This window comes from Lysinibacillus odysseyi 34hs-1 = NBRC 100172 (assembly GCF_001591965.1).
GTDB classification, from domain to species: Bacteria; Bacillota; Bacilli; order Bacillales_A; family Planococcaceae; genus Lysinibacillus_B; species Lysinibacillus_B odysseyi.
This window is the reverse complement of the sequence record NZ_BCVX01000002.1, coordinates 15,822-39,042: the sequence shown is the minus strand read 5'-3', so window position 1 is coordinate 39,042 and position 23,221 is coordinate 15,822. Positions and strand designations below refer to the sequence as shown.

Here is a 23,221-nt window from a genome sequence, read left to right as displayed (position 1 = left end):
ACAAGAGGTGATATGATGGAATGGTTTAATGTAGGCCGTATTGTTAATACACATGGTATTCGAGGCGAGGTACGCGTACTGTCCACAACGGATTTTGAAGACATCCGTTTTGCACCGGGCAGTAAGCTGGCCGTATTTAAAAAGGATGAAAAACGACCGATCTGGGTGACGGTCCAAAGCACGCGCCGCCATAAAAATTTCATCCTGCTGACATTTGAAGGATTGGACAATATTAACCTGGTGGAGCCATTTAAAGAGGGACTGCTCAAGGTCACGATGGATCAATTGGCAGAAGATGAGCTGGAAGAGAATGAATATTACCATTTTGAAATTATGGATTGTGAGGTTTTCTCAGAAGAAGGGGAACTGATCGGCGTAGTGTCTGATATTTTAGAAACGGGTGCCAATGATGTATGGGAAATCAAATCAAAAGGCGGCAAGAAGCACTATATACCGTATATTGAAGATGTCGTAAAAGAAATAGATGTGGAAGAGAAAAAAATCGTGATCCACCTGATGGAAGGCCTGCTATCATGATGAACATTCACGTACTTAGCCTTTTTCCTGATATGTTTGAAGGGGTGTTCGGTGCCTCTATTTTGAAAAAGGCACAGGAAAAAGGCGCTGTTGAGCTAACTGTATCGGACATCAGGGAATATAGCGACAACAAGCATAAGCAAGTAGATGATTATCCGTATGGCGGCGGTGCGGGAATGGTATTAAAACCTGAACCAATGTTCAATGCTGTGGAAAACATTACTGAAGGCCGCAAACCACGCGTTATTCTCATGTGTCCGCAAGGGGAACGATTTACGCAGAAAAAAGCGGAGGAGCTGGCACAGGAAGAGGATCTTGTCTTTCTATGCGGCCATTATGAGGGGTATGATGAACGAATCCGTGAGCATCTTGTAACAGATGAAATCTCGATCGGTGATTTCGTGCTGACAGGAGGTGAACTGCCTGCTATGACGGTTATTGATGCAGTCGTACGTCTACTGCCGGGCGTCTTAGGACAGGCAGATTCCCACATCCAAGACTCGTTTTCTACAGGCTTGCTGGAGCATCCTCACTATACACGCCCGGCAGATTTTCGTGGGATGAAGGTACCGGATGTATTGACAAGCGGTAACCATGCAAAAATTGAAGAGTGGCGGATGGAGCAATCGTTAAAACGCACATTCATGCGTCGCCCTGATTTGCTTGAAGCCCTAGAGCTTACACCGAAACAGCAAAAAATTTTAGAGACATTAAAAAAGGAATTACTATAAAGAAAAGATACTTGACATCTTAAAAAGACTTATGGTAATATTCATTTTGTGCTTCTATGTGAAGCACTGAATTACGGTGTTCCGCTGTGGCCTAGAGCGTGCATGAGCATCTGTCTAAGGAGAGAATAAAATGTCTAACATTATCACAGAAATTACAAAAGAACAACTTCGTACAGACCTTCCAACATTCCGTCCTGGTGACACTGTAAAGGTACACGTTAAAGTTGTTGAGGGTACTCGTGAACGTATCCAATTATTCGAAGGCGTAGTAATCAAACGTCGTGGTGGCGGCATCAGCGAAACTTTCACTGTTCGTAAAATTTCTTACGGTGTTGGTGTTGAGCGTACTTTCCCAGTACACACACCAAAAATCGCTAAATTAGAAGTTACTCGTCGCGGTAAAGTACGTCGCGCTAAACTTTACTACCTACGTAACCTACGTGGTAAAGCAGCACGTATTAAAGAAATCCGATAATAGCTTTTTAAAGAATGGGGCTTGGTTTCAGGCTCCATTCTTTTCTCTTTACATATAGCAGTAGACAATTTTTTTTGCTTGGAAACTATATTTCGTTTACAATATATGTGGATAGACGAGGGGGATAATTGCATGGAAAAAGTTGGAAAAGAAAAAAACGAGCTTTGGGAATGGATTAAAGCATTGCTTATCGCCTTTGCGATTGCTGCATTCATTCGATATTTTTTATTTACGCCTATCGTCGTTGATGGCGAATCTATGATGCCAACCCTTGAAGACGGTGACCGGATGATTGTTAATAAAATTGGCTACAAAATCGGCAGCCCGGACCGTTTTGATATTGTCGTCTTCCATGCGCCGGAAGGAAAAGATTATATTAAACGTGTGATAGGTCTCCCAGGCGATCATATAGAATATATCGACGACCAATTATATATTAATGGGAAACCGTATGAAGAGCCTTATTTAGACAAGTATAAAGCGGAAATTACAGAGGGAAATCTTACTGGTGATTTCAAACTGCAGGATATTGATCCTACGCTTGACGTTATTCCGGAAGGCTATGTATTTGTAATGGGGGACAATCGCCGCTTTAGTAAAGATAGCCGGCATATCGGGATTGTGAGTGAAGATAAAATTATCGGAAGTACAAATTTGATTTTCTGGCCTCTAAATGATATTAAAATTGTAAAATGACGAATGAGAGGGGATGCGAGTCTCCTCTTTTTATATGAGAAAAGCTTTTATGGATACACTATAGCTGTGGGTAACATTACTTTTGCTATAAAGAAAGATAGTGGCAATGTAATTTCTTCTAATGAAAAAGCAGTAATAAATTAGAGAAGAATATGCCAAAAGAAAGGAATATATTAAATGACAATACAATGGTTCCCGGGACATATGGCAAAAGCGCGCCGTGAAGTTTCCGAAAAGTTAAAACTGGTAGATATTATTTTCGAGCTGGTAGATGCCCGGCTTCCGCTTTCATCTCGTAACCCAATGATTGACCAAGTGATCAACCAAAAGCCGCGCCTGCTTATTTTAAATAAGCAGGATATGGCGGATGAATCGGAAACACGCAAATGGCTCGCGTATTTTGATGAACGCGGCCATAAAGCTGTAGCAATTAACTCCCTTGAAGGGAAAGGGCTGCAGGTTGTAACAAAGGCAGCCCAGGAACTACTGGCGGAGAAATGGGCACGCATGAAAGCGAAAGGTATGAAGCCACGTGCCATTCGTGCGATGATTGTAGGAATTCCTAATGTCGGAAAGTCTACACTGATCAATCGCCTAGCAAAGAAAAATATTGCTAAAACCGGTAATACGCCAGGTGTTACGAAGGCCCAACAGTGGATCAAAGTAGGAAAAGAGCTGGAGTTACTGGATACACCGGGTATTTTATGGCCGAAATTTGAAGATCAGGAAGTCGGCTTTAAGCTGGCGCTAACGGGCGCCATTAAAGATACAGTAACAAATATGGAGGATTTGGCCGTTTACGGGCTTCGTTTCCTCTCTATTCATTACCCCGAACGTATGCAGGAACGTTATGGTCTTGAATTTGTGCATGAAGAATTAGTCGATACGTTCGACCATATAGGAAAGCTCCGCCGCGTATTCGGACAAGGTGGGGAAATCGACTACGACCAAGTGGCAGAGCTGATTGTGCGGGATATCCGTTCACAGCATCTAGGCAAGCTGACGTTTGATTTTGTAGCTGAACAAGTAGAAAAGGAAAATATGGAGCTGTAACGGAAAGAGGCAGTGTGAAAGAGTAAATAACTTTTCACACTGCCTTTCTCTATTCTAATTGGCCGCTGTAAAGTATTGCTTCTGCGGCAGTTAGATCACCGTGTTATCGTTTCTGTTGAAAAGGAGGTGTCCCGGAAAACTTCTCGGACACCTCCTTTTCTTTTATAATAAAATTATATGCCGATATACAATATAAGACAGGCAAGGAGTAGAAAGATGAAAACGATTAAAGAAATTACAGCTGCACTAAAGGCCGCAGAACAAATAGAGCCCTGGATGAAAGAGATCCAACGAGATGAGCGGACGGGTGTGCAGAAAGCCTGGGCAGCTTTTGAAAAACGTATGGTGAAAAGGCAGCTGATAATAGATGCCCATGAGGAGAAATGCCGTTTTGATGCCTCTTACCTTCCGCAGCCGCACGACTTCGCAGCAGGAGTTGATGAGGCGGGGCGGGGGCCATTAGCAGGGCCGGTTGTGACGGCTGCTGTTATTTTACCTCCCCATTGTGAGGCACTCATCGGAATCAATGACTCAAAGCAATTGTCGAAGGAATTACGGGAGAGCTATGCGGCCCGCATTAAGGAACATGCTGTTTGCTATCATATACATTTCCAGCCTGCTGAAAAGATTGATGAATTAAATATTTACGAAGCAACAAAGCAGTCAATGGCTGCAAGTGTTGCAGCACTTGCAATACAGCCTGCTGTTGTGCTGGTAGATGCAATGACCTTGCCCATTCAGCTGCCGCAGCATTCCATCGTGAAGGGGGATGCAAAAAGCCTGGCCATTGCAGCAGCATCTATTTTGGCTAAAACCGCACGTGATGAATATATGGAGCAGCTGCATGAACAGCATCCGCAGTATGGCTTCCACCAGCACGCAGGATACGGTACAAAACAGCACTTGGAAGCGCTTGAACAGTATGGACCGACAAAACATCATAGAAAGAGTTTTGAACCCATTAAATCAATGATAAAGGGGTGAAATAGATTGACATCTACATCATTCAATCCTATTCAGCCGCAGCAGGGGCCAATGCAGGCAAATCAGGCTCTTGTGCTGCGGGAGGGACAAGTTTTTCATGGAACAATTAAGCAGCTTTATCCAGACCAAATGGCTGAGATACAAGTAGGGGGGAATCGGCTGATTGCGAAATTAGAGGTGCCTCTTGCTGCGGGAGATACACACTTTTTCCAAGTAACTCGTACAGGAGCCGAGACAGAACTGAAGGTAGTGACCGGCCCGATGCCACAATCGATGGGATCGCAGCAGCAAATGCTGCAGCTGCTGCAATCGATGAATCTCCCGCAGACAAAAGAAATGCAGCAAGTGATGGGACATTTCCTCAAAGCCCAAATCCCTATCACACGTGAGCAGTTATTACAGGCTGAAGCATGGATGAAGGCGCTGCCCCAGGGAGTGGCAAAGCAAGATGCCCTAGGAGCGATGCAGCGGATGGTGGAGCTGAAAATGCCATTTACGAATGAGGTATTTCAAGCCCTTGTCCAAGGGGCGAAAACGACCGGTATGAGCACAGCACTTCAAAATTTCGTCAGTCAGTTAACAAATGAGCCAAATATCTCGCAGGAACTGAAAACGAGCTTATTGACGCAACTGCAGACGGTTGCTAAGCCGCTGGAGAATGAAACAGGAGGTGTAATCCTGGCGCGCGCCGTACAGACGTTAACAGATCAGACAGCATCTGTAGCGAACCGCCAGCAAGCGCTGGTACTCTTGAAAGAAGCGGGCATCCTCCCTAAAAGTGCTACGCTACCCAATTGGCAGTCCATGCCTGCACAAACGGCTATTTCCTCTTCTCAGCAACAGCCAGGCCAGGCTGGACAGATGATTGAGCAGATAATGGCTGCAAAACAAGAAGAAAGTACAATGATTGTGCAGCAAGTGCGTACATTTCTGCAAAATGAAGGGTTGCTAACGATGGAGCAAAAAAATCAGCTGCAGCAAATGGTCGAACGATTTACACAGCTTCCACAAACAAAACAAACAATGGAAGTGTTTGCACGCCAGCTGCATGAACAGCTGCTTAAAGCTTTTTCTTCAAATAGTAATAGCCACTTATTTACTCAAAATGAGCATGGCCTAACAGTGAAGGATCAGCTTCTCTCTTTGTTAAAGTCTGATGCTGCTCCACCTGCCAATGATATGCTGATGAGAAACCTTGTACGTACAAGCAATGCATCATTACAACCGGCTATCCAAGCGCTCATGGTAGAAGCAGAGGCAACGGTACGTAATGCTGTCGATAGTAAGGCGATGGAACAGGCGTTGAAAACGGTTATAAAGGGACTTGGCATCAGCTATGAAGCTGCTTTGAACAGCAAGGCGGTAGATGTTCAGACACTTGCCCAGTCTGTGAAGCCGCAGTTGCTGTCTCTACTGCATGATACACAGGTGACTCCAGCATTGCGTGATTCGGCAGAGGTATTGATGGCGCGATTGAATGGAATGCAGCTTCTATCAGGGGAAAATGGGCATCAGCACCAGCTGATCATGCAAGTACCCCTTGAGTTTTTCGGCAGGCAGATGGATGCCACCCTGCAATGGAATGGAAGAATGGGAAAAGACGGAAAAGTTGATGCGGATTTTGCACGGGTTTTGTTTTATTTGAATATGGAATCTCTTCAAGAGACGGTTATCGATATGCAAGTACAAAACAGAATTGTAACCATTACTGTATTTAATGATGACCCGCAGCTCAGTATATTGGCAGAACCGCTCAAGCAATCATTAAAAGGTGGTCTCCGGGACAAAGAATACAAGCTTTCAGGTATTTTTATCAAGCCTTTTGAAAGAACAAACCACGAGAAAGCTATACAAAATTCAAAAACAGCTCCTGAACAGTGGAACGGGGTGGATTTCCGCGTATGAGCGACAAGAAATTTGCGCGAAAAGAGGCAATAGCGCTTTCCTATAATCCTCTCTCGCCGAAAGGACCAACCGTAGTAGCGAAGGGAAAGGGAAAAATTGCTGAAAATATTTTAGAACAGGCAGCTCTGCATGATGTACCGGTCCATGAAGATCAGAATCTAGTTCAACTGTTGGGGCAACTGGATTTGAATGAATCTATACCTGAGGAACTCTACCAGGCAGTAGCGGAGGTTTTTGCCTTTATTTATCATTTAGATCAAAAACATGGAGAACTAAAGCGTCGTAATGAGCCGTTGTAAGTGATAGCACTTACACGGCTTTTTGTGTATTTTGTGAATGTAATAGAATAATCGACATTAAAAGACTGAAAATTCCGCATAAAAGACAAATATAGACATTGTCTGAATGTTTGTATAAAATAGATTATAGTGAAAAAATATTTCCAATTGTCTGATGGGAGGATGTATTATGAATATCCACGAATATCAAGGGAAAGAAATCTTGAGAAGCTATGGGGTGGCAGTGCCAAACGGGAAAGTTGCTTTTTCTCCGGATGAAGCTGTGAAAGTCGCAAAGGAGCTTGGTAGCAACGTCACGGTTGTGAAAGCACAAATCCATGCGGGAGGTCGCGGTAAGGCAGGCGGTGTCAAGATTGCAAAAAACCTTGATGAAGTACGCTCTTATGCAAAGGAGCTGCTTGGCAAAATTTTAGTAACACACCAAACGGGTCCTGAAGGTAAAGAAGTAAAAAGGCTTTACATTGAAGAGGGGTCGGATATTCAAAAAGAATATTATTTAAGTTTTGTATTGGACCGCGCAACTTCACGTGTCACATTAATGGGCTCGGAAGAGGGCGGTATGGATATAGAAGAAGTGGCAGAGACAAACCCTGAAAAGATTTTCAAGGAAGTTGTAGATCCTGTAACAGGTCTTCTGCCGTTCCAAGCACGCCGTATGGCATATAATATGAATATCCCTACAAAACTGGTAAACAAAGCGGCAAAATTAATGCTTGGTCTTTACGATGCTTTCGTCGATAAAGACGCATCCATCGTTGAAATCAATCCGCTTGTTGTAACAGGCGATGATGAGGTAGTGGCGCTTGATGCAAAGTTCAACTTTGACAGCAATGCCCTGTACCGTCATAAAGATATCGTAGAGCTGCGAGACTTTGATGAAGAAGATCCAAAAGAAATTGAAGCATCAAAATATGACTTAAGCTATATTTCCCTTGATGGTAACATCGGCTGCATGGTAAACGGTGCAGGGTTAGCGATGGCTACAATGGATACAATCAGTTATTACGGCGGATCACCTGCAAACTTCCTGGATGTTGGGGGCGGTGCGACGGCGGAAAAAGTAACAGAAGCATTCAAAATTATTCTGTCGGACCAAAAAGTAAAAGGCATTTTTGTCAATATTTTCGGCGGAATTATGAAATGCGATATTATTGCGGAAGGGGTTATTACAGCCGCAAAAGAAGTGGGACTTAAAGTGCCGCTTGTCGTACGCCTAGAAGGAACAAACGTTGACCTGGGCAAACAGCTTCTGAACGAATCCGGACTGAACATCGTTGCCGCAGATTCAATGGCTGATGGCGCCCAAAAAATCGTAGGACTTGTAAGCTAAGGGAGGCAGGGAATAGCAATGAGTGTATATATTAATAAAGATACAAAAGTAATTGTTCAAGGTATTACAGGTGAAACAGCACTATTCCATACGAAACAAATGCTTGAATACGGTACAAAAATTGTCGCTGGGGTAACTCCCGGAAAAGGCGGTATGGAAGTAGAAGGTGTACCGGTCTTTAATAGCGTACAGGAAGCAGTAGATGCTACAGGCGCAAATGTATCGGTTATTTATGTATCAGCTCCATTTGCTGCAGATGCAATTATGGAGGCTGTAGATGCCGAGCTGGATATGACAATTTGTATTACAGAGCATATTCCTGTACTGGATATGGTGAAGGTGAAACGCTATATGGAAGGCAAAAAGACACGTTTAGTTGGTCCAAACTGCCCTGGTGTTATTACAGCAGACGAGTGTAAAATCGGCATCATGCCTGGCTATATCCACACAAAAGGTCACGTAGGTGTTGTTTCCCGTTCCGGAACATTAACTTATGAGGCTGTTCATCAATTGACACAAGCAGGTATCGGCCAGACAACTGCTGTTGGAATTGGTGGAGACCCTGTAAATGGTACCAACTTCATCGATGTACTGAAGGAATACAATGAAGACCCAGAAACTTACGCGGTTGTTATGATTGGGGAAATCGGCGGTACAGCTGAGGAAGAAGCAGCTGAATGGATAAAAGCCAATATGACAAAACCGGTTGTAGGCTTTATCGGTGGACAAACAGCCCCTCCAGGCAAACGAATGGGACATGCTGGGGCGATTATTTCAGGCGGAAAAGGAACAGCCGCTGAAAAAATCAAGGCAATGAACGAAGCGGGCATCGAAGTAGCGCCGACACCTTCTGTCATTGGCGAAACATTAATTAAGGTCATCAAAGAAAAAGGTCTATACGAAAAATGTAAGACACATTAAAATGGAGATGTAGCACGGGTGGGGGCTCGTGCTACATCTTTTGTTGTACAGTCATTTTTTCTTCTATTATAAAGGAGCGATAAAATGACAAATCTACAGCATTTATTAGCACTTCATCATACTTATCCACTCTCACTGAATAAGCTGCATATATTATTACATGAAGCCCGTACAATCAACGGATTGACATGGCTATCAGCCTCAGATTTGGCACAAATTCTCAATATCGGGAAGACAAAGGCAATAGCATTAAAAAAGGCATATTCCACCTGGATGGAAAAAGATATAGAGAACTATTATGCCTCCCTTGATATCGAACCGATTCCCTATACAAGTGCCGACTACCCAAAGGAACTACTACAGCTCCCCGATGCGCCTGTTATGTTGTATGTAAAAGGTAACCGCAAGTTGCTGACAGCAGAAAAAAAGATCGCCTGCATTGGTTCAAGAAAGGCTACACAGTATTCTGTTGAGGCCTTTACACAGCTGATGCCGCCGCTTATTTCCGCAGGTTATGTAATTGTCAGCGGCCTTGCAAAAGGGGCCGATACACTTGCACATCGATCTGCCATCCATTATGGTGGACATACCATTGCTGTTTTGGGGCATGGCTTGCATACCATTTACCCAAAAGCTAATGAAGAGCTGGCTCTCTATATGGGGCAGCATCAGTTACTCGTTACAGAATACCCGCCATTTATGGGACCAAAAAAGCACTATTTCCCTATGCGTAACCGGATCATCAGCGGGTTGTCGGATGCTTTAGTCGTCACAGAGGCAGCGATGCGCAGTGGAACTATTATCACGACTGAGCTTGCACTAGAGCAGGGAAAAGATGTCTTTGCCGTGCCGGGGCCGATTACTTCTGCCCAGTCGAGCGGTACAAATAATTTGATTAAAGAAGGCGCTATTCCTATATGGAACGGGTATCAAATCAACTATTTATCAAGAAACAGTTGATATAAAGGGGTTTTTAAAGGGGGTTGAATCGGCTAAAATGGGTTTGTGCCGATTTCGTGCCGATTCAGATTTTATCGCGAGTATATGCGGTAAACTTATTTAGCTCATCTTGATCAATTTTTTCTGTAACTGCTAAATAAATATCGGAAGTTGTTTTGATGGATTTGTGACCTAGACGCTCTGATACATACTTAATACTGGCTCCAGCTTCTAATAGCAATACAGCGTGTGTATGACGAAATACATGCGTGCCTTTGTATTCCAATCCAATTCTTTTGCAATATCGCTCAAAGGACTTCCTGACAGCTCTCGTATCTAAATAATCGCCCAGGTAATTTTGGAAAATAATATCGTCTTTATTTTTGGGAATGTGAGGATTCTCTAAAATCATTTCATTTTGTTTAATCTTAAATTTCCTTAATTCCTTAATTAAATCATCGTCTAAAGTAATCGTTCGATATGAAGAACTACTCTTGAGCGTATCGAGCTTTTTCTTGTTGTTTATCTTTTTGATTTGCCTCTCTACGCTTAGCTTATTGTCTTTAATATCAGACCAACGAACAGCTAACGCTTCACTGATCCGTAATCCTGTTTTGCTTAAAAAATACATCAACATGTAGTAGAGCTGATAATCTCCATAGCGTTGAGTTTTTTTATTCTTCATGTACTTAAGCAATCCTTCTAACTCATTGAGCGAATAGTATTTCACCTCTTCATCAGCTTCTAAACTATCCTTTACAGGCATGCTTAATTTATCGCAAGGACTCTTCTCTAAAACCTCTAAATCGTAAACAGCATAATGGAAAATGCTTTTTAAGATACTTAGGTATTTACTTTTAGAACCATGAGACAAATCTAAACTTGCGTAATGAGTAATCCAATTTTTTATATCTTTTCTACGTATTTTCATGATTCGTTGACTTTCGAAAAAGGGCAGCAAGTGTATACGGGTGATGCGCTCTATACCTTCGTAACTGTTAGGCTTCATATCTAACTTTTTGTACTTTAACCATTCTTCAACCACTTCGTTAAACAACATGTTGCGGTCATTTAAGGCTTGTCCGTAAAAAATGCGTTCTTCTACTTTACCAGCTTCGATTTCTGCTTCTTTTTTAGTTCGAAATGTACCGATACTGAACTCTTTGCCTTCCTTCGATACGCGAGCTTGCCATTTTCCACTAGGTAATTTTCTAAATGTAGCCACTAGGTTTTTTCCTTTCGATTATTTTTTAATTTAGCTGTTTGGTAGAAAAGTAAATCACCCCCTTTAAAGGAATACATGTTCTATTTTTTGATAAAAATTTTACCATCTATGTTTTTTAAAGCGACTAGCTGGGGAGGGATCCCGTTCGCTTCTATTGCATCATAGATGGTAAAGTATGAGTTTGTTTGGTCAGTAAATAATTCATCAGGTAATAAAAATTCTATAGCAAATGAATTTGCTTCAATTTCTATTTTTTCGTTAGAAAATAAGGTATGCCTCTTCAAAAAAGATGTATTGGTGTCTGGGTGTAATACGGCATGACCCAATTCATGTGTGCAAATAAATCTTTGGATTTTGCAGCTGGCATTTTCGTTAATGTGAATAATAGGGACTCTAAAATGTTTACTATAATACCCTAAAACATTGCCTAAATTTTCATATTCGATGTATATTCCCATTGCTTTAGCAATTTCAAAAGGGCAATTTGTATCGTATTTTTCGATTAGATATTTTACTTTATCCTTGATTAGCATCACACACAACACTCCTGATTATTTTCTATATTTGTTAGGGGTGAATTTTTGTTTTGCTATACGTTTAGCTAAACGTAAAGAATTTTCAAGGGATGCGATCAATAACTCTTTATCTTCCTCCTCTAAATCTTCTAAAGTTTGCCCATCAAATGCAGCATAGCTTCCATCGTTACTTAAGCCATCAATTATCTCTTGTAATTTCTTCTCGATATCACGCTCATCTTTAGAAGTAAGTTCTGGTTTAAATGGTTTAGTTTCGATATCAGTTAATCCTGCTAAATAATCTGCTGAGACATTAAAATAATCTGCGAATATACGAACTGTCTCCATTTTAGGATCAGCTTGGCCATTTTCGTATCTAGAAATCATGCTCTTACTTATTTTAGTTTGATATTTATTATTCAACTTAATTACTAGATCATCTATACTTTGATTCCCTCTTAAATTTTTAATCCTTTCACCAAATACGCTCATCTTCATTCTCCCTTTTATTAAATTCTATATATGTATTCCCTGTATAGGAACATTCTAATACATGCGTTCCTTAAATGCAACAAATTATCAAACTATTTTTCCTTTTTAGGAATATTTGTGTTGACATGGAAATAGTTCTGTTTTATATTTAGGGTGTTCCTAAAAAGGAACTTAGGAGGTGAAAACATAGTGAAGGAAAATAGACAAGTATACTATAAGATTAAAGCCTTTCTTGTAGAAAACGGTATAAAGCATCGTGACGTTGCTAGAGTAATAGACGCCAAACCTAATACAGTAAGTAAAAAGCTAAATGGTTTAAGTAGTGATTTTACATTACAAGAAGCGAAGGACATGCACAGGATATTAGGTGTCCCTATTGCTTATTTTTTTGAACCAGATGTTCCTTTAAGGGAACGTGAGCGCGAATTAAAGGAGGGAAATATGTGAACAAATTTCGCACTCGATATATTTCTTTAACAACTATCAAATGGATTTGGAGTGATTGAAATGTTCCAAGTACAAATTGATGAAGAGAAGGTTGAAAAACTCTATCTCGATGCTCTTCATAAAAAAATGGAAGAGATAGAGGAATCCAAAGTGTTTTGGGATACACGGGAGTTAAAAAGAAGAACATGTATGAGTTGGAATACAATTCAGGAACACTTCTTTCACGACCCCCGTTTCCCGAAAGTAAAGCTTGGGGGTAAATGGTTTTACCCAGCGAAGGAGACTGAAACATTCCTTAATCAATGGTTGAAAGAAAAGAGGGGGGTGAGCTCATGAAAATCAATGTTCGCGAATGGCTGGCAATGTCTCCTGTAGAACGTCAGGCAGAAATCCGTAAAGCGATGAACAAGGTAGGTGTATTCAAACGATGAAACGGCCACGCAAGTTAACTGTAGCGGAACGCCAATATCTTCAATCTATGAAACTAGCAGCTGAGAATTGGTTGATTAGTAAGAAGATGAGTGATGAATGGGTGTTGGTTCATCGGATGACGGATATTACGAAGATGGTACCAGCACCTTAAAGGAGGTGAAGGCGAATGAACGAATTTATCAAGGCGATTGTAAAAATGTCGCGTGAAATGGCCATAAATGACCACGGTTTTGTTGAAGAAGACGGCTTCCTATTCTCGCCCTCCACAATCTTACTTGTAGGAGAAATTGAGGAATCGAATCGACAACACCTAATTGATCAGGCGCTTGCATCAGGCAATAAGGACATGTTCCTGGAGCTTACTAAAAATTAAGGAGGATTGTTATGTACCCAGTATTAGTTGTGGAAGGCGTATCTTACCAAAAGTTAAGCATTGAATGGAATGAAGAAGGAGTTGAATCTGCTTCTTACATTGATGAAAACGGAAAGTATCAAAAAGTTTACGATGTAACGAGCATTTTAGGTGGCGATAATCGGATGGATTTAAACCAGGCAATCCAATGGCATAAACGTTATGAACCGATCGTTGAATCCTTAAATAAACGTATTGATGCCCATGAAGAATGGTTGGCCGACTTGGAAAGGGACCATATGAAGCTCACCAAGAACAGGGACGGTTTGCCTTTTGTAGATGTTGAAATTGAAAAAGTGGTAACTCAACACACCAAACTAGAGCAGCTAGTTGATGGCCTGCATGAAGCATTAGGAATTATCACAGGTGAGTTTATGGTTGAGGATGTTGATTTATCAGGTGGTGATAATCATGCATGATATCGAGCATCCAGACATTACCCATGTAAATCGTACAGGCTACACACGGGATCAATGGAGAGCCATCCACAGGGATGAGGTGGAGGACGAACGCGATAGATCGGAATGGGACGACCATGAAGAGGAATAAAAAAACTCGCTAGAAGCGCCAACTTCTAACGAGTACTACTGAATTAAAAAGTCAGTGATATTATATCACATTTTGGAGGTCAATATGACAAATAAATTAATCGAACGTTTAGAGGAACTTGCAGAAGAAATGAAAGTGATTGTTCACCAATTGCGTGTACCTTCCACAATTCAAGCTGTGGAGGACGTTATCGAATTTGATGGTCGGCAATATAAGAAGGTTGATCGTTTAGCACGTGTGGGTGACTATGTATCAGTTTCTTTCGAAAACGGAAAATGTTTCAAACCGAATAAAATATATGGCCCTGTATTTAATGATGGCGGTTTAAGAGTAAAAGCTGATTCATCTTATGGTGATGGGCTTGAAATAACACTGGTTTATAACGATTATTATGGCCGTACTACTAAAACGGTAGACGTATATGAATTGCATTCTATTCCATTTGATAGTTTGCCAGATTCACCGTTAACACCTAATCCAAAATCAGCAAATCAACAACGTGCTGAGATTATTGAAAAGGCGAAGGATTTCATTGATAAACATGAGCCAAGTGGTTACAGCGTTGAAGTATCGACTATTAAAGAACGAATCGTTGTAGTTCGGTTGATTGATGAAAATTACGTTGTTAAATATCAAGGTGTCGCTCGCTGTAATCCTAGCGATGTATTCAATTATTACATTGGACATGCAATTGCCCTTGGTCGCGCGAAAGGTTTGGATGTAAGCGAGTTTGAAAATGCTGTGCAGCCGTTGGAATTTGCAGTTGGGCAAAATTGTGTGATTAGTAATTGGGCTGGACATAACGGAAATAAACTCACGATTACTAAATTACTTGATGGCAAACGTGCCTATCATTCTTATATGGACGGATGGTTAGGTTTCGATACTTTAACTATCATCAACGATACAAACGCCGAATACGAGGTGAACGCATAATGGCAACTATTTATGAAATTGCCGACAAATATAAATTCATTCAACAAATGATTGAAGAAGGTGCTGATCCAGAAGTATTTGCAGAAGCTTTAAAAGCAATTGACGGTGAAGCTGCAGAAAAATTAGAAGCCTATGCAATGGTCATTAAAAACGTAGATTCAGATATTAATGGTCTTGATGCTGAAATTAAGCGTCTGCAAGAACGAAAAAAATCTATGCAAAACAACGTAGCGAACATGAAAGAAGTAATGGGTATGCTACTCAAAACTGTGGAAGGCAATCGACTAAAGACGGACAAGTTTACATTTAGTTTCCGTAAATCTACAAAAGTTGTAATCGACAATATCGATATGATTCCGGAAGATTTCGTTCGCAAATTATATGACGTTAATAAAACGGATTTAAAAAAATATATGGAACGTGGCGCGATTGTAAATGGTGCTCGTTTACTTGAAAATCAATCGTTATCGATTCGTTAGGAGGATATCATGAGCAGACAATCTGAAGTATTTACATGTAATCGCCTGCTGGGAGTAGAGGCGACATTAAGAAGTATTAATGAATTTTGTGAAGGTAAGAAGGTCATCGGCATTGATGCGCATGACACGCTGACTAAAACAACCTTTACCGTTGTTGTAGAAGAAGTTGGAGAGGGTGCTATTCTTCCTCAATCTATCCCCGGGAAAGGCTACGGATCAAGCCGGTACCGTGGCGTCCATTGGGACAAGAAGGCCGGTAAATGGAGGGCTATGTTATCGCATAAAGGCAAGCGATATACGGTAGGCCGTTACCATGATGAAATATCAGCAGCAAAGGCATATGACGCGAAAGCACTTGAAATCGTTGGTCCGGATGCGTACTTAAATTTCCCGATGGAGGTAGCAAAGTAAATGGCAAAAAAATTATTGCATGAAAAAATTCGTTGGTACACAGATACCCATAAAGAGGCTGAGGAAGTAGTTGCTGAAGCTAAAGAAAATGAGTTATTAACAATGCAAAAAATTCATGAAAAGCATAATTCAAAAGGTTTTTACTACCTTGTGGATCTGGAATTTACGCATAGTACAGCCAAAGAGGAAATGGAGAAGCGCCCTGAAAAAAGCGATGTTCCAGATGGCCAAATGAATATGGATGAAGTCGAGCAGCAGGAAGAAGAATTTGATCCGGATAGCATCCAGTTCGAAAAGGAGACAGAAGGTAAAACGCCTCAGGTTGAAGCTACAGAATCGGACTTGCCATTTTAATAGATAAGGAGTGTGGAAGGCATGCAAGTACAAGAAGCCATTCGCGAAAAGCAAAAGGCACTTATTGGCATGGTAGGGCCATCGGGTAGTGGTAAATCGCTATCCTCGCTCTTACTTGCTTATGGAATTGTGAAAGAGATGTACCCGGACCTTTCAGAAGAAGAACGTTGGAAGAAAATCGGTGCTGCAGATACAGAGCATAAACGATTATTAAATTATGTTGGTCAAAAATTTGGTGATGTCACTATCGGTTCGTTCAAATACATCAACTTCGAACCGCCTTTCAACACTGATCGCTATAACATGGCAATTCAGTTGTTAAAACAGCAGGGCGTAGAAGTAGTCATTGTCGATAGCCTTTCGCATCAATGGCAAGGTGAAGGAGGAGTTGTAGAAGTTCATGGCAGCATGCAAGGTAACTCGTTTCAAAACTGGGGCAAGCTAGCTCCAGAGAGTAGCAAGTTGGTAAAAGGATTAACTTCTCAGGACGTTCATTTGATTACTACGCTGCGAGTGAAAAGTGATTATGTCATTGAACAAATCGACGGTAAGAATGTACCAAAGAAAGTCGGTATGAAGCCTGTTCAAAAAGATGATATGGAATATGAATTCGATACGGTATTTTCGCTAAACATGGACCATACAGCTCGAGTGAGTAAGGATATCACGAATCTATTCGATGGTGAATTTTTCATCAATGAAGATATCGGAGCAAAGCTATATCGATACCTAGAGCTTGGTGTTGATGTACAAGCAGAAGAACGAGCGCGCCGTGAGGAAGAAGAAGCAAATCGTATGAGCAATGTAGCCAAAATTCGTGAGTTGTCTTCCACAGATGAGGAAGTGGCGAAAATTGTTTCTGATTGCGAATTCAAAGCAAACGATCAACTAGAAAATTTCACTGTACCTATGGTGGATAAACTAATCAAATTATTAGGAGGAAAAGTAAATGTTCAAAATTAATCATGAAGAAGCAAAAGGTGGATTTGAGTTAATCGCTCCTGGAGATTACGAGGTAACGGTCATCAATTATGAAATGAAGCAGGCAACATCGGGGAACAATCGAATTTCAGTAGATTACGAGATTCGAAGTGATGTGAATCAACCACACCAAGGCCAAAAAATTCTATACGACAATTTCACAATTACTGATAATGCGATGTGGCGTTTACAAGCTGTTTCGAAAGCGGCTAAATTCCCGGATGGCATGTCATTTAACTCATATAAAGAATGGGCAGATACATTGTTAAATAAAAACCTTGTAGTTACAGTAGGTCATCGCGAATACAACGGAAACAAATATCCGGAAGTGAAAGGGTTTAAGGAATCACAGGCAGGCGCGCCACAGCAAAACGGACCGTCAATTACGGTCGGCGATTCTGATTTACCGTTCTAAATAAAACTAAATAGAGAGCTCTTTTTCTGGGGCTCTCTTTTCTTATACTCAAAAACGAGGTGATTGCATGTCAAAACGTAATAAATCATGTGTACTCACAACGAGCAATGGCAAAACAATGATACGTCATAGCGAACTTACACGGATTTTAAATGCTACGGAAATTGCACAGTGGCATCACATTACTAATAAAATTCGGGAGTTTGATAGAACCGAGAAGGAAAGACAATCTTTGAAAAATAAAGGCGTCAACGAGTGAAGGTGAGAAAATGCCAAGAAAAATAAAAACTGAAGAATATTTTGCCGAAGAACAATTTTATCGTGGTATCCGTTTAAAGTTAATTCGCCGTCACGATTACCATTTGAAAGCAGCAAAGCGTTTTGTTATTAATGGCACAAATCAGAACGTGTGGATCCCAAATAAACATTTAACTGAGTACGGAGAAATTTTACCTAATCAAGATTTAGATTATGTTTTTAGACGCTCACAAAGACAAATGGAACTGGCTGGATATACCCAAGCAATACCAGGCATTAAAAGAAGGTCGGTGACATCGTGACAATTAACTTTAATGACATACCATCAGAACTTAAGGCGCTGCCCCAATGGATTCTGTGGAAGAAAGAAAAGCGCAATGGTAAAGATACAAAAATTCCTTATCAAGTAGATGGCAATGAAGCTCGTTCGAATGATCGCCGTACATGGTCCACATTCGCAACTGCCGTGAAATTCTACATGAATGGTGGTTATGACGGTATCGGATTCGTCTTTAGTCGCCAGGACAATTACATTGGCGTTGATATTGATAAGTGTGTTGTGGATGGCAAACCGAACGCCTTTGCAACGGAAATCATCGATGCGCTTGATTCCTACACTGAATTTTCTCCATCAGGGAATGGGCTGCACATCATCATTAAAGGTAGTTTGCCGTTGTCAGTATGCAATACCGGCAGAAAGAACGCTAAATACGGACTGGAGATATACCAGCATAGCCGGTACTTCACCTTTAGCGGAAATCGAGAAAATTCAAATGACATCTATGAACGGACAGAGGAGCTTGCTGAAATTTTCGAACAATACTTTGATGATTCTGATATCCAAGGGCGTGTAAATTTAGCCGAGTTTGAAAAGGACGAAATTCATTTATCAAACGATGCACTTTGGGAGAGAATGTTTCGTTCAAAATCGGGTGATGAAATCAGGGCCATGTATAACGGCCAACTGATTAATGATGATCCGTCCTCCACAGATTTAGCTCTATGTAATCATCTAGCCTTCTGGACAGGAAGAAGCGCTACACGCATGGACGCTATGTTTCGCGAAACCTCTCTTATGCGCGATAAATGGGACCATATCCATTTTAGCGATACAGGGGAGACATACGGCGAAAGAACAATAGCCAAGGCCATTTCCTCTACTACTACCACTGTGTTGGACCATAAGCATGAAGCTGAATACGCTGAGTTCTCTTTTGACTTCCACAGTGGTGATGTGGTGGTGGAAGAAACGGAAAAACCTAAAAAGAAATTTAGGTTAACTGAATTAGGTAACGCCGAACGTATCGCTCATGAATACGGTCATGTCATCAAATATGTATCGGATATGGGCTGGATGATTTGGGACGGTAAGCGTTGGAAAATCGATAACAAGAAAGAAATTGAACGTATCTGCAATAAGGTGCTACGTGGCATGTACAAATCGGAGGATGAGGCCGAACAGAAATGGGCGCGTATGTGTGAACGTCGAAACATCCGGATGAATAGTATCAAGGATTTAATGCCGTTGGTGCCAGGTGAGCGAAGTGAATTTGACCAACATAAGTTTCTGTTCAACGTCGATAATGGAACGCTTAATTTGAAGGACGGGAAACTACAGCTGCATGATCGAGAACTTGGTATTACAAAAATCACAAATATCGAATTTGATGAAAAAGCAGAATGTCCAACGTGGTTAAAGTTTGTGGACCAAATATTCAAAGGTGACAAAGATTTAATCGAATATATGCAGCGACTTGTGGGCTACTCGTTAACTGGTGATATTTCCGAGCAATCCATGTATTTCTTGGTCGGTGGTGGATCCAATGGTAAATCGACATTTGTAAATACAATCAAGAAATTAATGGGCGATTATGGAGCTCAAACAAAATCAGATACTTTCATCAAAAAGAAAGAGACTGGTGCCAATAACGATATTGCCAGGCTATCGAATGCAAGGTTTGTTTCAGCTGTTGAATCGGAAGAAGGCGAAAAGCTGCAGGAATCGCTTGTTAAGACAATTACGGGTGGAGAACCCATTCTAGCCCGTTTTTTACGACAAGAATATTTCGAGTTCATTCCAGAGTTCAAAGTTTTCTTCACGACAAATCACAAACCGGTTATTGGTGGTCTAGACGATGGTATTTGGAGACGTGTAAAAATCATTCCATTCACATTAAGCCTGAAACCACATGAGCGAGATAAAAAGCTCGAAGAAAAGCTATCGCTCGAAATGCCAGGGATTCTAAACTGGGCAATCGAAGGATGCCTGAAGTGGCAGCAGGATGGGTTGAAAGAGCCTAAAGTGGTAGTGGATGCAACGGGCCAGTACAAAGAAGACATGGATATATTAGCACCATTCCTCGATGAAGTTTGTTACATTGACGAACCAAAAAACGAATCAGTAAAAATTGAAGCGAAGGAATTATACAGCGTATACAACAATTGGTGCTTCAAATCAGGTGAACGAACTTTAGGAAACAGATCATTTTATCGGATGTTGGAAACAAAAGGCTTCGGAAAAATGAAAAGCACGGGCAACAAGACATATTTAACAGGTATTACCATAAAAGAGCGTGCGCCAGTTACTAAACAGGTTACTCAAAACGAGCAAAATGACTTTTTTAAGGTCACTCAGTAACCCAAAGTTAGTTAAAATAACTCCAAGTTTTCTAGTATGGATTCAGTCGTATCAAGAGTTTAAATACTATATTTATATTTTTAGTTATTTTAGTTATTGGGATTCCAGAAGATTTAAAAAACAAAAAAATAAAAATATATATAAGTATATATATACGGAATAACCGGAAATACCGGTAACTAAAATAACCCGAATATGGTTGAACCTTAGAGAGAGTAAGGTGCAAGTCGAGTTACTAAAGAAAAAAACGGTTATTTTAGCGCCTTTTTAGTTAGCAAATCGCCCTTTTAAGAATCTTTTAATAACTAGAGGTGAAGAGAGTGATAGAAAAATTTATTGAAGAAAATATAGAGTCCGATGTTAAGAGTTTCGAAACGATTGATGATTTATACAAAAGGTATTTGTGTTTTTGTGAAGTTAACGGGTTAGAAGCGTTAACGAAAAGAATGTTAAACAATCGTTTAAGTAAATTGAATGTTGGTGTAAGGCATAAGCGAATGAGAAATTATAGCTTGGAATATGACCGGCAAGGAGTGAAGCTGCTTCCATGCAAATATTAATGGTACTTTCACAAATTTGGAAATCCGGTGCTGAAATTTACAGGGATGAAACAGATAATCGATTGGCCTTAAAAAATGCCAAGAAGATACCTGAAGAAGTATTGAAAGCTGCAGAGCCAATTTTTTCAGATATTGAAAAATGGTTTGCTTCATGGGAGCAGGCTGAAGCTGTCGATATAACGATAATGAAAATGCTCCATCTCTTCTGTGGATGGCAAGGCAATCAAAAAATAAATGAATGGTTAAGTAATGACCTTGAATCGCTCGACATGCTTGATCGTTGGTGCAAGGCATTGGATAAGAACGGTTGGAAGAATATCTATGATGACTTTCGCCAGTATGAAAATGAAGAATCAAATAAATTGAAGCAGGCGCTGTATGACCGGGCAAAGGATTATTTCAAGAAAGGGGCTTAATGATGAGGGAGATTAAATTCAGAGCGTGGGATTTTGAAGATAAAAAGATGTGGCAAGTAATAAGTGTTTCAGAGGGACACTGGGACGAAAACAAACATGTTTTAATGTGTGATTTTGGAGAAAACCCATTGATGAAAGGAACAGATATACGACAATCATTCACCTATGAGTTAATGCAGTACACAGGCTTAAAGGACAAGAAAGGTATAAAGATTTATGAAGGGGATATTATCCATTTAAAACATGAAACAGGTTATCAAGAATGGGATGAAAACAAAGAAGTAGTCGAGTTTTCAATGGGGGCATTTTCATGCAGTATTTATTCAACGCCGGACGGAGGATGTGATTGCGAGGTCATCGGCAACATTTACGAAAACCCTGAACTATTAGAAGGTGTTGCTGAGTGATCCATTACCAATACACCGACAAAGAGCTCGACGCAATCCTAAAAACACTCACGATCATCATTGATACGCGTGAAAAGGTAAACGACCATATCCTTTCATACTTTCAGCAGAAGGAAATCCCGTATCGTATTCGAGGGTTAAAAACAGGTGATTACGGCTGCATGATTCCAGCAAATGAAGAGCTGGGCATCAAACGGGATATTTACCTATCCAGTCGTATTGAACGCAAGGCACATATGGATGAAATCACAGGCAACCTTCAAAAGGATACAAAGACAGCATTTGAAAATGAATTAATCCGTTCAAAGGACATTCCCTTCACTCTGATTGTGGAGGACCAGGACGGCTACGGCAAAATGATAAGAGGTCAATATCGTTCTAAATATAAACCCGAATCATTATTAGGGTTGTTGAACAGTTTCAAAGCTCGTTACAATTTCGAAATCGTCTATCTGGACAAAAAATATACAGGTAACTGGATCTATCATCATTTCCTTTACCAAGCGAGACATTACCTAAAGGCAGGTGTTTTCTAAAATGGACAAACGGCAGAAACGCAAAATGTTATATGAATTAGAACACCTTATCCAAACGAAAGGTGACAAAAACCGTATCGCTGAATTAAGGGATCAACTTGGCATGGAAGTAGAAGAAAAAGAGGAAACGTACACTTTCACGGAAGAACAGTTTTTCCGCATGAAGGCTTTAGGTCTGACAGAAGCAGAAATGGCGTTTATAACATCAACGAATGCACGAAAGGTACGTTATTTCCGAGAGAAATATACAAAAGAACAATTAGAAGAGGGGATTAAGAAATATGGAACTTATTCGGCTGTACGACACTCAGCAAGAGCTAGATGCGCATATCTTGGACAATCATGAAGAATTAAAAGGGCAGGACAATCTGGACTGGAAGGTGCTTGCGCTGCAGGTGGAGCTTGGTGAATGTGCGAATGAATGGCGTGGGTTTAAGAAGTGGAGCAATGACCGGAAGCCACGGACTAAAAATAAATGCATAGCTTGTCATGGTGTTGGAGAAGTACGACAACCTATTGAAGGTTATTTCATGACATGTCCTCGTTGCGATGGAAGTGGGCGAGAAGATAATCATAATCCACTCCTTGAAGAATACGTCGATTGCCTGCATTTCATCCTATCTATCGGTCTCGAATTAAATTTCATTGTTGAGGAAATCGATGTGCAGCCACATTCAGATAATGACATTATTGATGCTTTTACCAGCTTAATCACAGGAGTAGGTATTCTACGTTATCAAACCGAAAATATCGAAAACAGTTACAAGGATATCTTGGCAGGATTCATTCAGTTAGGTTGGATGCTTGGTTATACATGGGAGCAAGTCGAACAAGCCTATTTTGAGAAGAACAAAGTAAACCATGAACGCCAGGAGGTAGGTTACTAAA

35 protein-coding genes are annotated in these 23,221 nt (G+C 40.8%); 32 read left to right on the top strand and 3 right to left on the bottom strand.

The window, feature by feature from the left end; genetic code table 11:
- The first annotated feature begins 15 nt into the window (after positions 1-15).
- From rimM to dprA, 11 genes are all read left to right on the top strand, one after another.
- Positions 16-537, top strand: coding sequence for a ribosome maturation factor RimM (gene rimM, locus BOD01S_RS03045; protein ID WP_036151146.1), 522 nt, complete (start codon positions 16-18; stop codon positions 535-537).
- On the top strand, positions 537-1,268 hold the full coding sequence (trmD, locus tag BOD01S_RS03040; RefSeq protein ID WP_036151251.1) for a tRNA (guanosine(37)-N1)-methyltransferase TrmD: 732 nt from the start codon (positions 537-539) through the stop codon (positions 1,266-1,268). The genes rimM and trmD overlap by 1 nt, the downstream gene beginning before the upstream one ends.
- Before the next feature lie 130 nt (positions 1,269-1,398).
- Positions 1,399-1,743, top strand: coding sequence for a 50S ribosomal protein L19 (rplS, locus tag BOD01S_RS03035; RefSeq protein ID WP_036151144.1), 345 nt, complete (start codon positions 1,399-1,401; stop codon positions 1,741-1,743).
- Between the two features lie 132 nt (positions 1,744-1,875).
- Positions 1,876-2,439 (top strand): signal peptidase I, encoded by a 564-nt coding sequence (lepB, locus tag BOD01S_RS03030; protein WP_036151142.1) that lies wholly within the window; start codon positions 1,876-1,878, stop codon positions 2,437-2,439.
- A 177-nt stretch (positions 2,440-2,616) separates the two neighbouring features.
- Positions 2,617-3,492: a ribosome biogenesis GTPase YlqF gene (gene ylqF, locus BOD01S_RS03025; RefSeq protein WP_036151140.1), complete on the top strand. Its 876-nt coding sequence runs from the start codon at positions 2,617-2,619 to the stop codon at positions 3,490-3,492.
- A gap of 216 nt (positions 3,493-3,708) precedes the next feature.
- Entirely contained in the window at positions 3,709-4,476 is a 768-nt protein-coding gene (locus tag BOD01S_RS03020) for a ribonuclease HII (protein WP_036151138.1), read from the top strand.
- 6 nt (positions 4,477-4,482) lie between these two features.
- A complete protein-coding gene (locus tag BOD01S_RS03015; RefSeq protein WP_036151137.1) occupies positions 4,483-6,381 on the top strand; it encodes a hypothetical protein in 1,899 nt (632 codons plus the stop codon).
- The gene (locus BOD01S_RS03010) at positions 6,378-6,680 is read left to right on the top strand and encodes an EscU/YscU/HrcU family type III secretion system export apparatus switch protein (RefSeq protein ID WP_036151135.1); all 303 of its coding nucleotides are present in this window, start codon (positions 6,378-6,380) and stop codon (positions 6,678-6,680) included. Before BOD01S_RS03015 ends, BOD01S_RS03010 begins: the two co-directional genes overlap by 4 nt.
- A gap of 169 nt (positions 6,681-6,849) precedes the next feature.
- Complete coding sequence (sucC, locus tag BOD01S_RS03005; RefSeq protein ID WP_036151133.1) at positions 6,850-8,010, top strand: ADP-forming succinate--CoA ligase subunit beta; 1,161 nt, start codon at positions 6,850-6,852, stop codon at positions 8,008-8,010.
- 18 nt (positions 8,011-8,028) lie between these two features.
- Positions 8,029-8,931, top strand: a complete 903-nt coding sequence (gene sucD / locus BOD01S_RS03000) for a succinate--CoA ligase subunit alpha (RefSeq protein ID WP_036151131.1) — start codon at positions 8,029-8,031, stop codon at positions 8,929-8,931.
- Positions 8,932-9,015: 84 nt separating this feature from the next.
- Complete coding sequence (gene dprA, locus BOD01S_RS02995) at positions 9,016-9,891, top strand: DNA-processing protein DprA (RefSeq protein ID WP_036151129.1); 876 nt, start codon at positions 9,016-9,018, stop codon at positions 9,889-9,891.
- 64 nt (positions 9,892-9,955) lie between these two features.
- On the opposite strand, the gene BOD01S_RS02990 is transcribed toward dprA, so the two are convergent.
- From BOD01S_RS02990 to BOD01S_RS02980, 3 genes are all read right to left on the bottom strand, one after another.
- Complete coding sequence (locus BOD01S_RS02990) at positions 9,956-11,095, bottom strand: tyrosine-type recombinase/integrase (RefSeq protein ID WP_036151128.1); 1,140 nt, start codon at positions 11,093-11,095, stop codon at positions 9,956-9,958.
- A gap of 80 nt (positions 11,096-11,175) precedes the next feature.
- Positions 11,176-11,628, bottom strand: a complete 453-nt coding sequence (locus BOD01S_RS02985; protein WP_036151126.1) for an ImmA/IrrE family metallo-endopeptidase — start codon at positions 11,626-11,628, stop codon at positions 11,176-11,178.
- 18 nt (positions 11,629-11,646) lie between these two features.
- Positions 11,647-12,102 carry a helix-turn-helix domain-containing protein gene (locus BOD01S_RS02980; protein ID WP_036151125.1) on the bottom strand — a complete coding sequence of 152 codons (456 nt, stop codon included), beginning with the start codon at positions 12,100-12,102 and terminating at the stop codon, positions 11,647-11,649.
- Positions 12,103-12,291: 189 nt separating this feature from the next.
- On the opposite strand from BOD01S_RS02980, the gene BOD01S_RS02975 reads away from it, so the two are divergent.
- The 21 genes from BOD01S_RS02975 to BOD01S_RS02885 all read left to right on the top strand — a co-directional run bounded on the left by BOD01S_RS02975 (position 12,292) and on the right by BOD01S_RS02885 (position 23,220).
- Positions 12,292-12,549: a helix-turn-helix domain-containing protein gene (locus BOD01S_RS02975; protein WP_233153189.1), complete on the top strand. Its 258-nt coding sequence runs from the start codon at positions 12,292-12,294 to the stop codon at positions 12,547-12,549.
- Between the two features lie 60 nt (positions 12,550-12,609).
- Positions 12,610-12,885: a group-specific protein gene (locus tag BOD01S_RS02970; protein WP_036151123.1), complete on the top strand. Its 276-nt coding sequence runs from the start codon at positions 12,610-12,612 to the stop codon at positions 12,883-12,885.
- Between the two features lie 91 nt (positions 12,886-12,976).
- Positions 12,977-13,132 (top strand): DUF6906 family protein, encoded by a 156-nt coding sequence (locus BOD01S_RS22815; RefSeq protein ID WP_156117004.1) that lies wholly within the window; start codon positions 12,977-12,979, stop codon positions 13,130-13,132.
- A 15-nt stretch (positions 13,133-13,147) separates the two neighbouring features.
- The gene (locus tag BOD01S_RS02965; protein WP_063180273.1) at positions 13,148-13,354 is read left to right on the top strand and encodes an IDEAL domain-containing protein; all 207 of its coding nucleotides are present in this window, start codon (positions 13,148-13,150) and stop codon (positions 13,352-13,354) included.
- A gap of 11 nt (positions 13,355-13,365) precedes the next feature.
- On the top strand, positions 13,366-13,812 hold the full coding sequence (locus BOD01S_RS02960) for a hypothetical protein (protein WP_063180271.1): 447 nt from the start codon (positions 13,366-13,368) through the stop codon (positions 13,810-13,812).
- A complete protein-coding gene (locus BOD01S_RS22810) occupies positions 13,805-13,942 on the top strand; it encodes a hypothetical protein (RefSeq protein WP_156475389.1) in 138 nt (45 codons plus the stop codon). Before BOD01S_RS02960 ends, BOD01S_RS22810 begins: the two co-directional genes overlap by 8 nt.
- A gap of 84 nt (positions 13,943-14,026) precedes the next feature.
- Positions 14,027-14,878 (top strand): hypothetical protein, encoded by an 852-nt coding sequence (locus tag BOD01S_RS02955; RefSeq protein WP_036150328.1) that lies wholly within the window; start codon positions 14,027-14,029, stop codon positions 14,876-14,878.
- On the top strand, positions 14,878-15,357 hold the full coding sequence (locus tag BOD01S_RS02950; protein ID WP_036150330.1) for a siphovirus Gp157 family protein: 480 nt from the start codon (positions 14,878-14,880) through the stop codon (positions 15,355-15,357). The genes BOD01S_RS02955 and BOD01S_RS02950 overlap by 1 nt, the downstream gene beginning before the upstream one ends.
- A gap of 9 nt (positions 15,358-15,366) precedes the next feature.
- The gene (locus BOD01S_RS02945) at positions 15,367-15,768 is read left to right on the top strand and encodes an AP2 domain-containing protein (RefSeq protein ID WP_036150331.1); all 402 of its coding nucleotides are present in this window, start codon (positions 15,367-15,369) and stop codon (positions 15,766-15,768) included.
- Positions 15,769-16,122 carry an organic solvent tolerance protein OstA gene (locus BOD01S_RS02940; RefSeq protein ID WP_174523057.1) on the top strand — a complete coding sequence of 118 codons (354 nt, stop codon included), beginning with the start codon at positions 15,769-15,771 and terminating at the stop codon, positions 16,120-16,122.
- A gap of 21 nt (positions 16,123-16,143) precedes the next feature.
- The gene (locus BOD01S_RS02935) at positions 16,144-17,085 is read left to right on the top strand and encodes an AAA family ATPase (protein WP_036150334.1); all 942 of its coding nucleotides are present in this window, start codon (positions 16,144-16,146) and stop codon (positions 17,083-17,085) included.
- Positions 17,072-17,518 (top strand): DUF669 domain-containing protein, encoded by a 447-nt coding sequence (locus tag BOD01S_RS02930; protein WP_036150336.1) that lies wholly within the window; start codon positions 17,072-17,074, stop codon positions 17,516-17,518. The genes BOD01S_RS02935 and BOD01S_RS02930 overlap by 14 nt, the downstream gene beginning before the upstream one ends.
- 67 nt (positions 17,519-17,585) lie before the next feature.
- Positions 17,586-17,777, top strand: a complete 192-nt coding sequence (locus tag BOD01S_RS02925) for a hypothetical protein (RefSeq protein WP_036150338.1) — start codon at positions 17,586-17,588, stop codon at positions 17,775-17,777.
- A 10-nt stretch (positions 17,778-17,787) separates the two neighbouring features.
- Positions 17,788-18,078 carry a hypothetical protein gene (locus BOD01S_RS02920; RefSeq protein ID WP_052124670.1) on the top strand — a complete coding sequence of 97 codons (291 nt, stop codon included), beginning with the start codon at positions 17,788-17,790 and terminating at the stop codon, positions 18,076-18,078.
- Positions 18,075-20,414, top strand: a complete 2,340-nt coding sequence (locus BOD01S_RS02915) for a phage/plasmid primase, P4 family (RefSeq protein WP_088321780.1) — start codon at positions 18,075-18,077, stop codon at positions 20,412-20,414. The genes BOD01S_RS02920 and BOD01S_RS02915 overlap by 4 nt, the downstream gene beginning before the upstream one ends.
- Positions 20,415-20,725: 311 nt before the next feature.
- On the top strand, positions 20,726-20,974 hold the full coding sequence (locus BOD01S_RS23960) for a primase-like DNA-binding domain-containing protein (RefSeq protein ID WP_081977857.1): 249 nt from the start codon (positions 20,726-20,728) through the stop codon (positions 20,972-20,974).
- The gene (locus BOD01S_RS02905; protein ID WP_244887239.1) at positions 20,974-21,390 is read left to right on the top strand and encodes a hypothetical protein; all 417 of its coding nucleotides are present in this window, start codon (positions 20,974-20,976) and stop codon (positions 21,388-21,390) included. The genes BOD01S_RS23960 and BOD01S_RS02905 overlap by 1 nt, the downstream gene beginning before the upstream one ends.
- Positions 21,391-21,392: 2 nt before the next feature.
- On the top strand, positions 21,393-21,797 hold the full coding sequence (locus tag BOD01S_RS02900) for a YopX family protein (RefSeq protein WP_052124671.1): 405 nt from the start codon (positions 21,393-21,395) through the stop codon (positions 21,795-21,797).
- Positions 21,794-22,333 (top strand): ERCC4 domain-containing protein, encoded by a 540-nt coding sequence (locus BOD01S_RS02895; RefSeq protein WP_036150345.1) that lies wholly within the window; start codon positions 21,794-21,796, stop codon positions 22,331-22,333. The genes BOD01S_RS02900 and BOD01S_RS02895 overlap by 4 nt, the downstream gene beginning before the upstream one ends.
- Before the next feature lies 1 nt (position 22,334).
- On the top strand, positions 22,335-22,679 hold the full coding sequence (locus BOD01S_RS02890; RefSeq protein ID WP_036150348.1) for a hypothetical protein: 345 nt from the start codon (positions 22,335-22,337) through the stop codon (positions 22,677-22,679).
- The gene (locus BOD01S_RS02885; protein WP_036150350.1) at positions 22,615-23,220 is read left to right on the top strand and encodes a dUTP diphosphatase; all 606 of its coding nucleotides are present in this window, start codon (positions 22,615-22,617) and stop codon (positions 23,218-23,220) included. The genes BOD01S_RS02890 and BOD01S_RS02885 overlap by 65 nt, the downstream gene beginning before the upstream one ends.
- Position 23,221 lies beyond the last annotated feature (1 nt).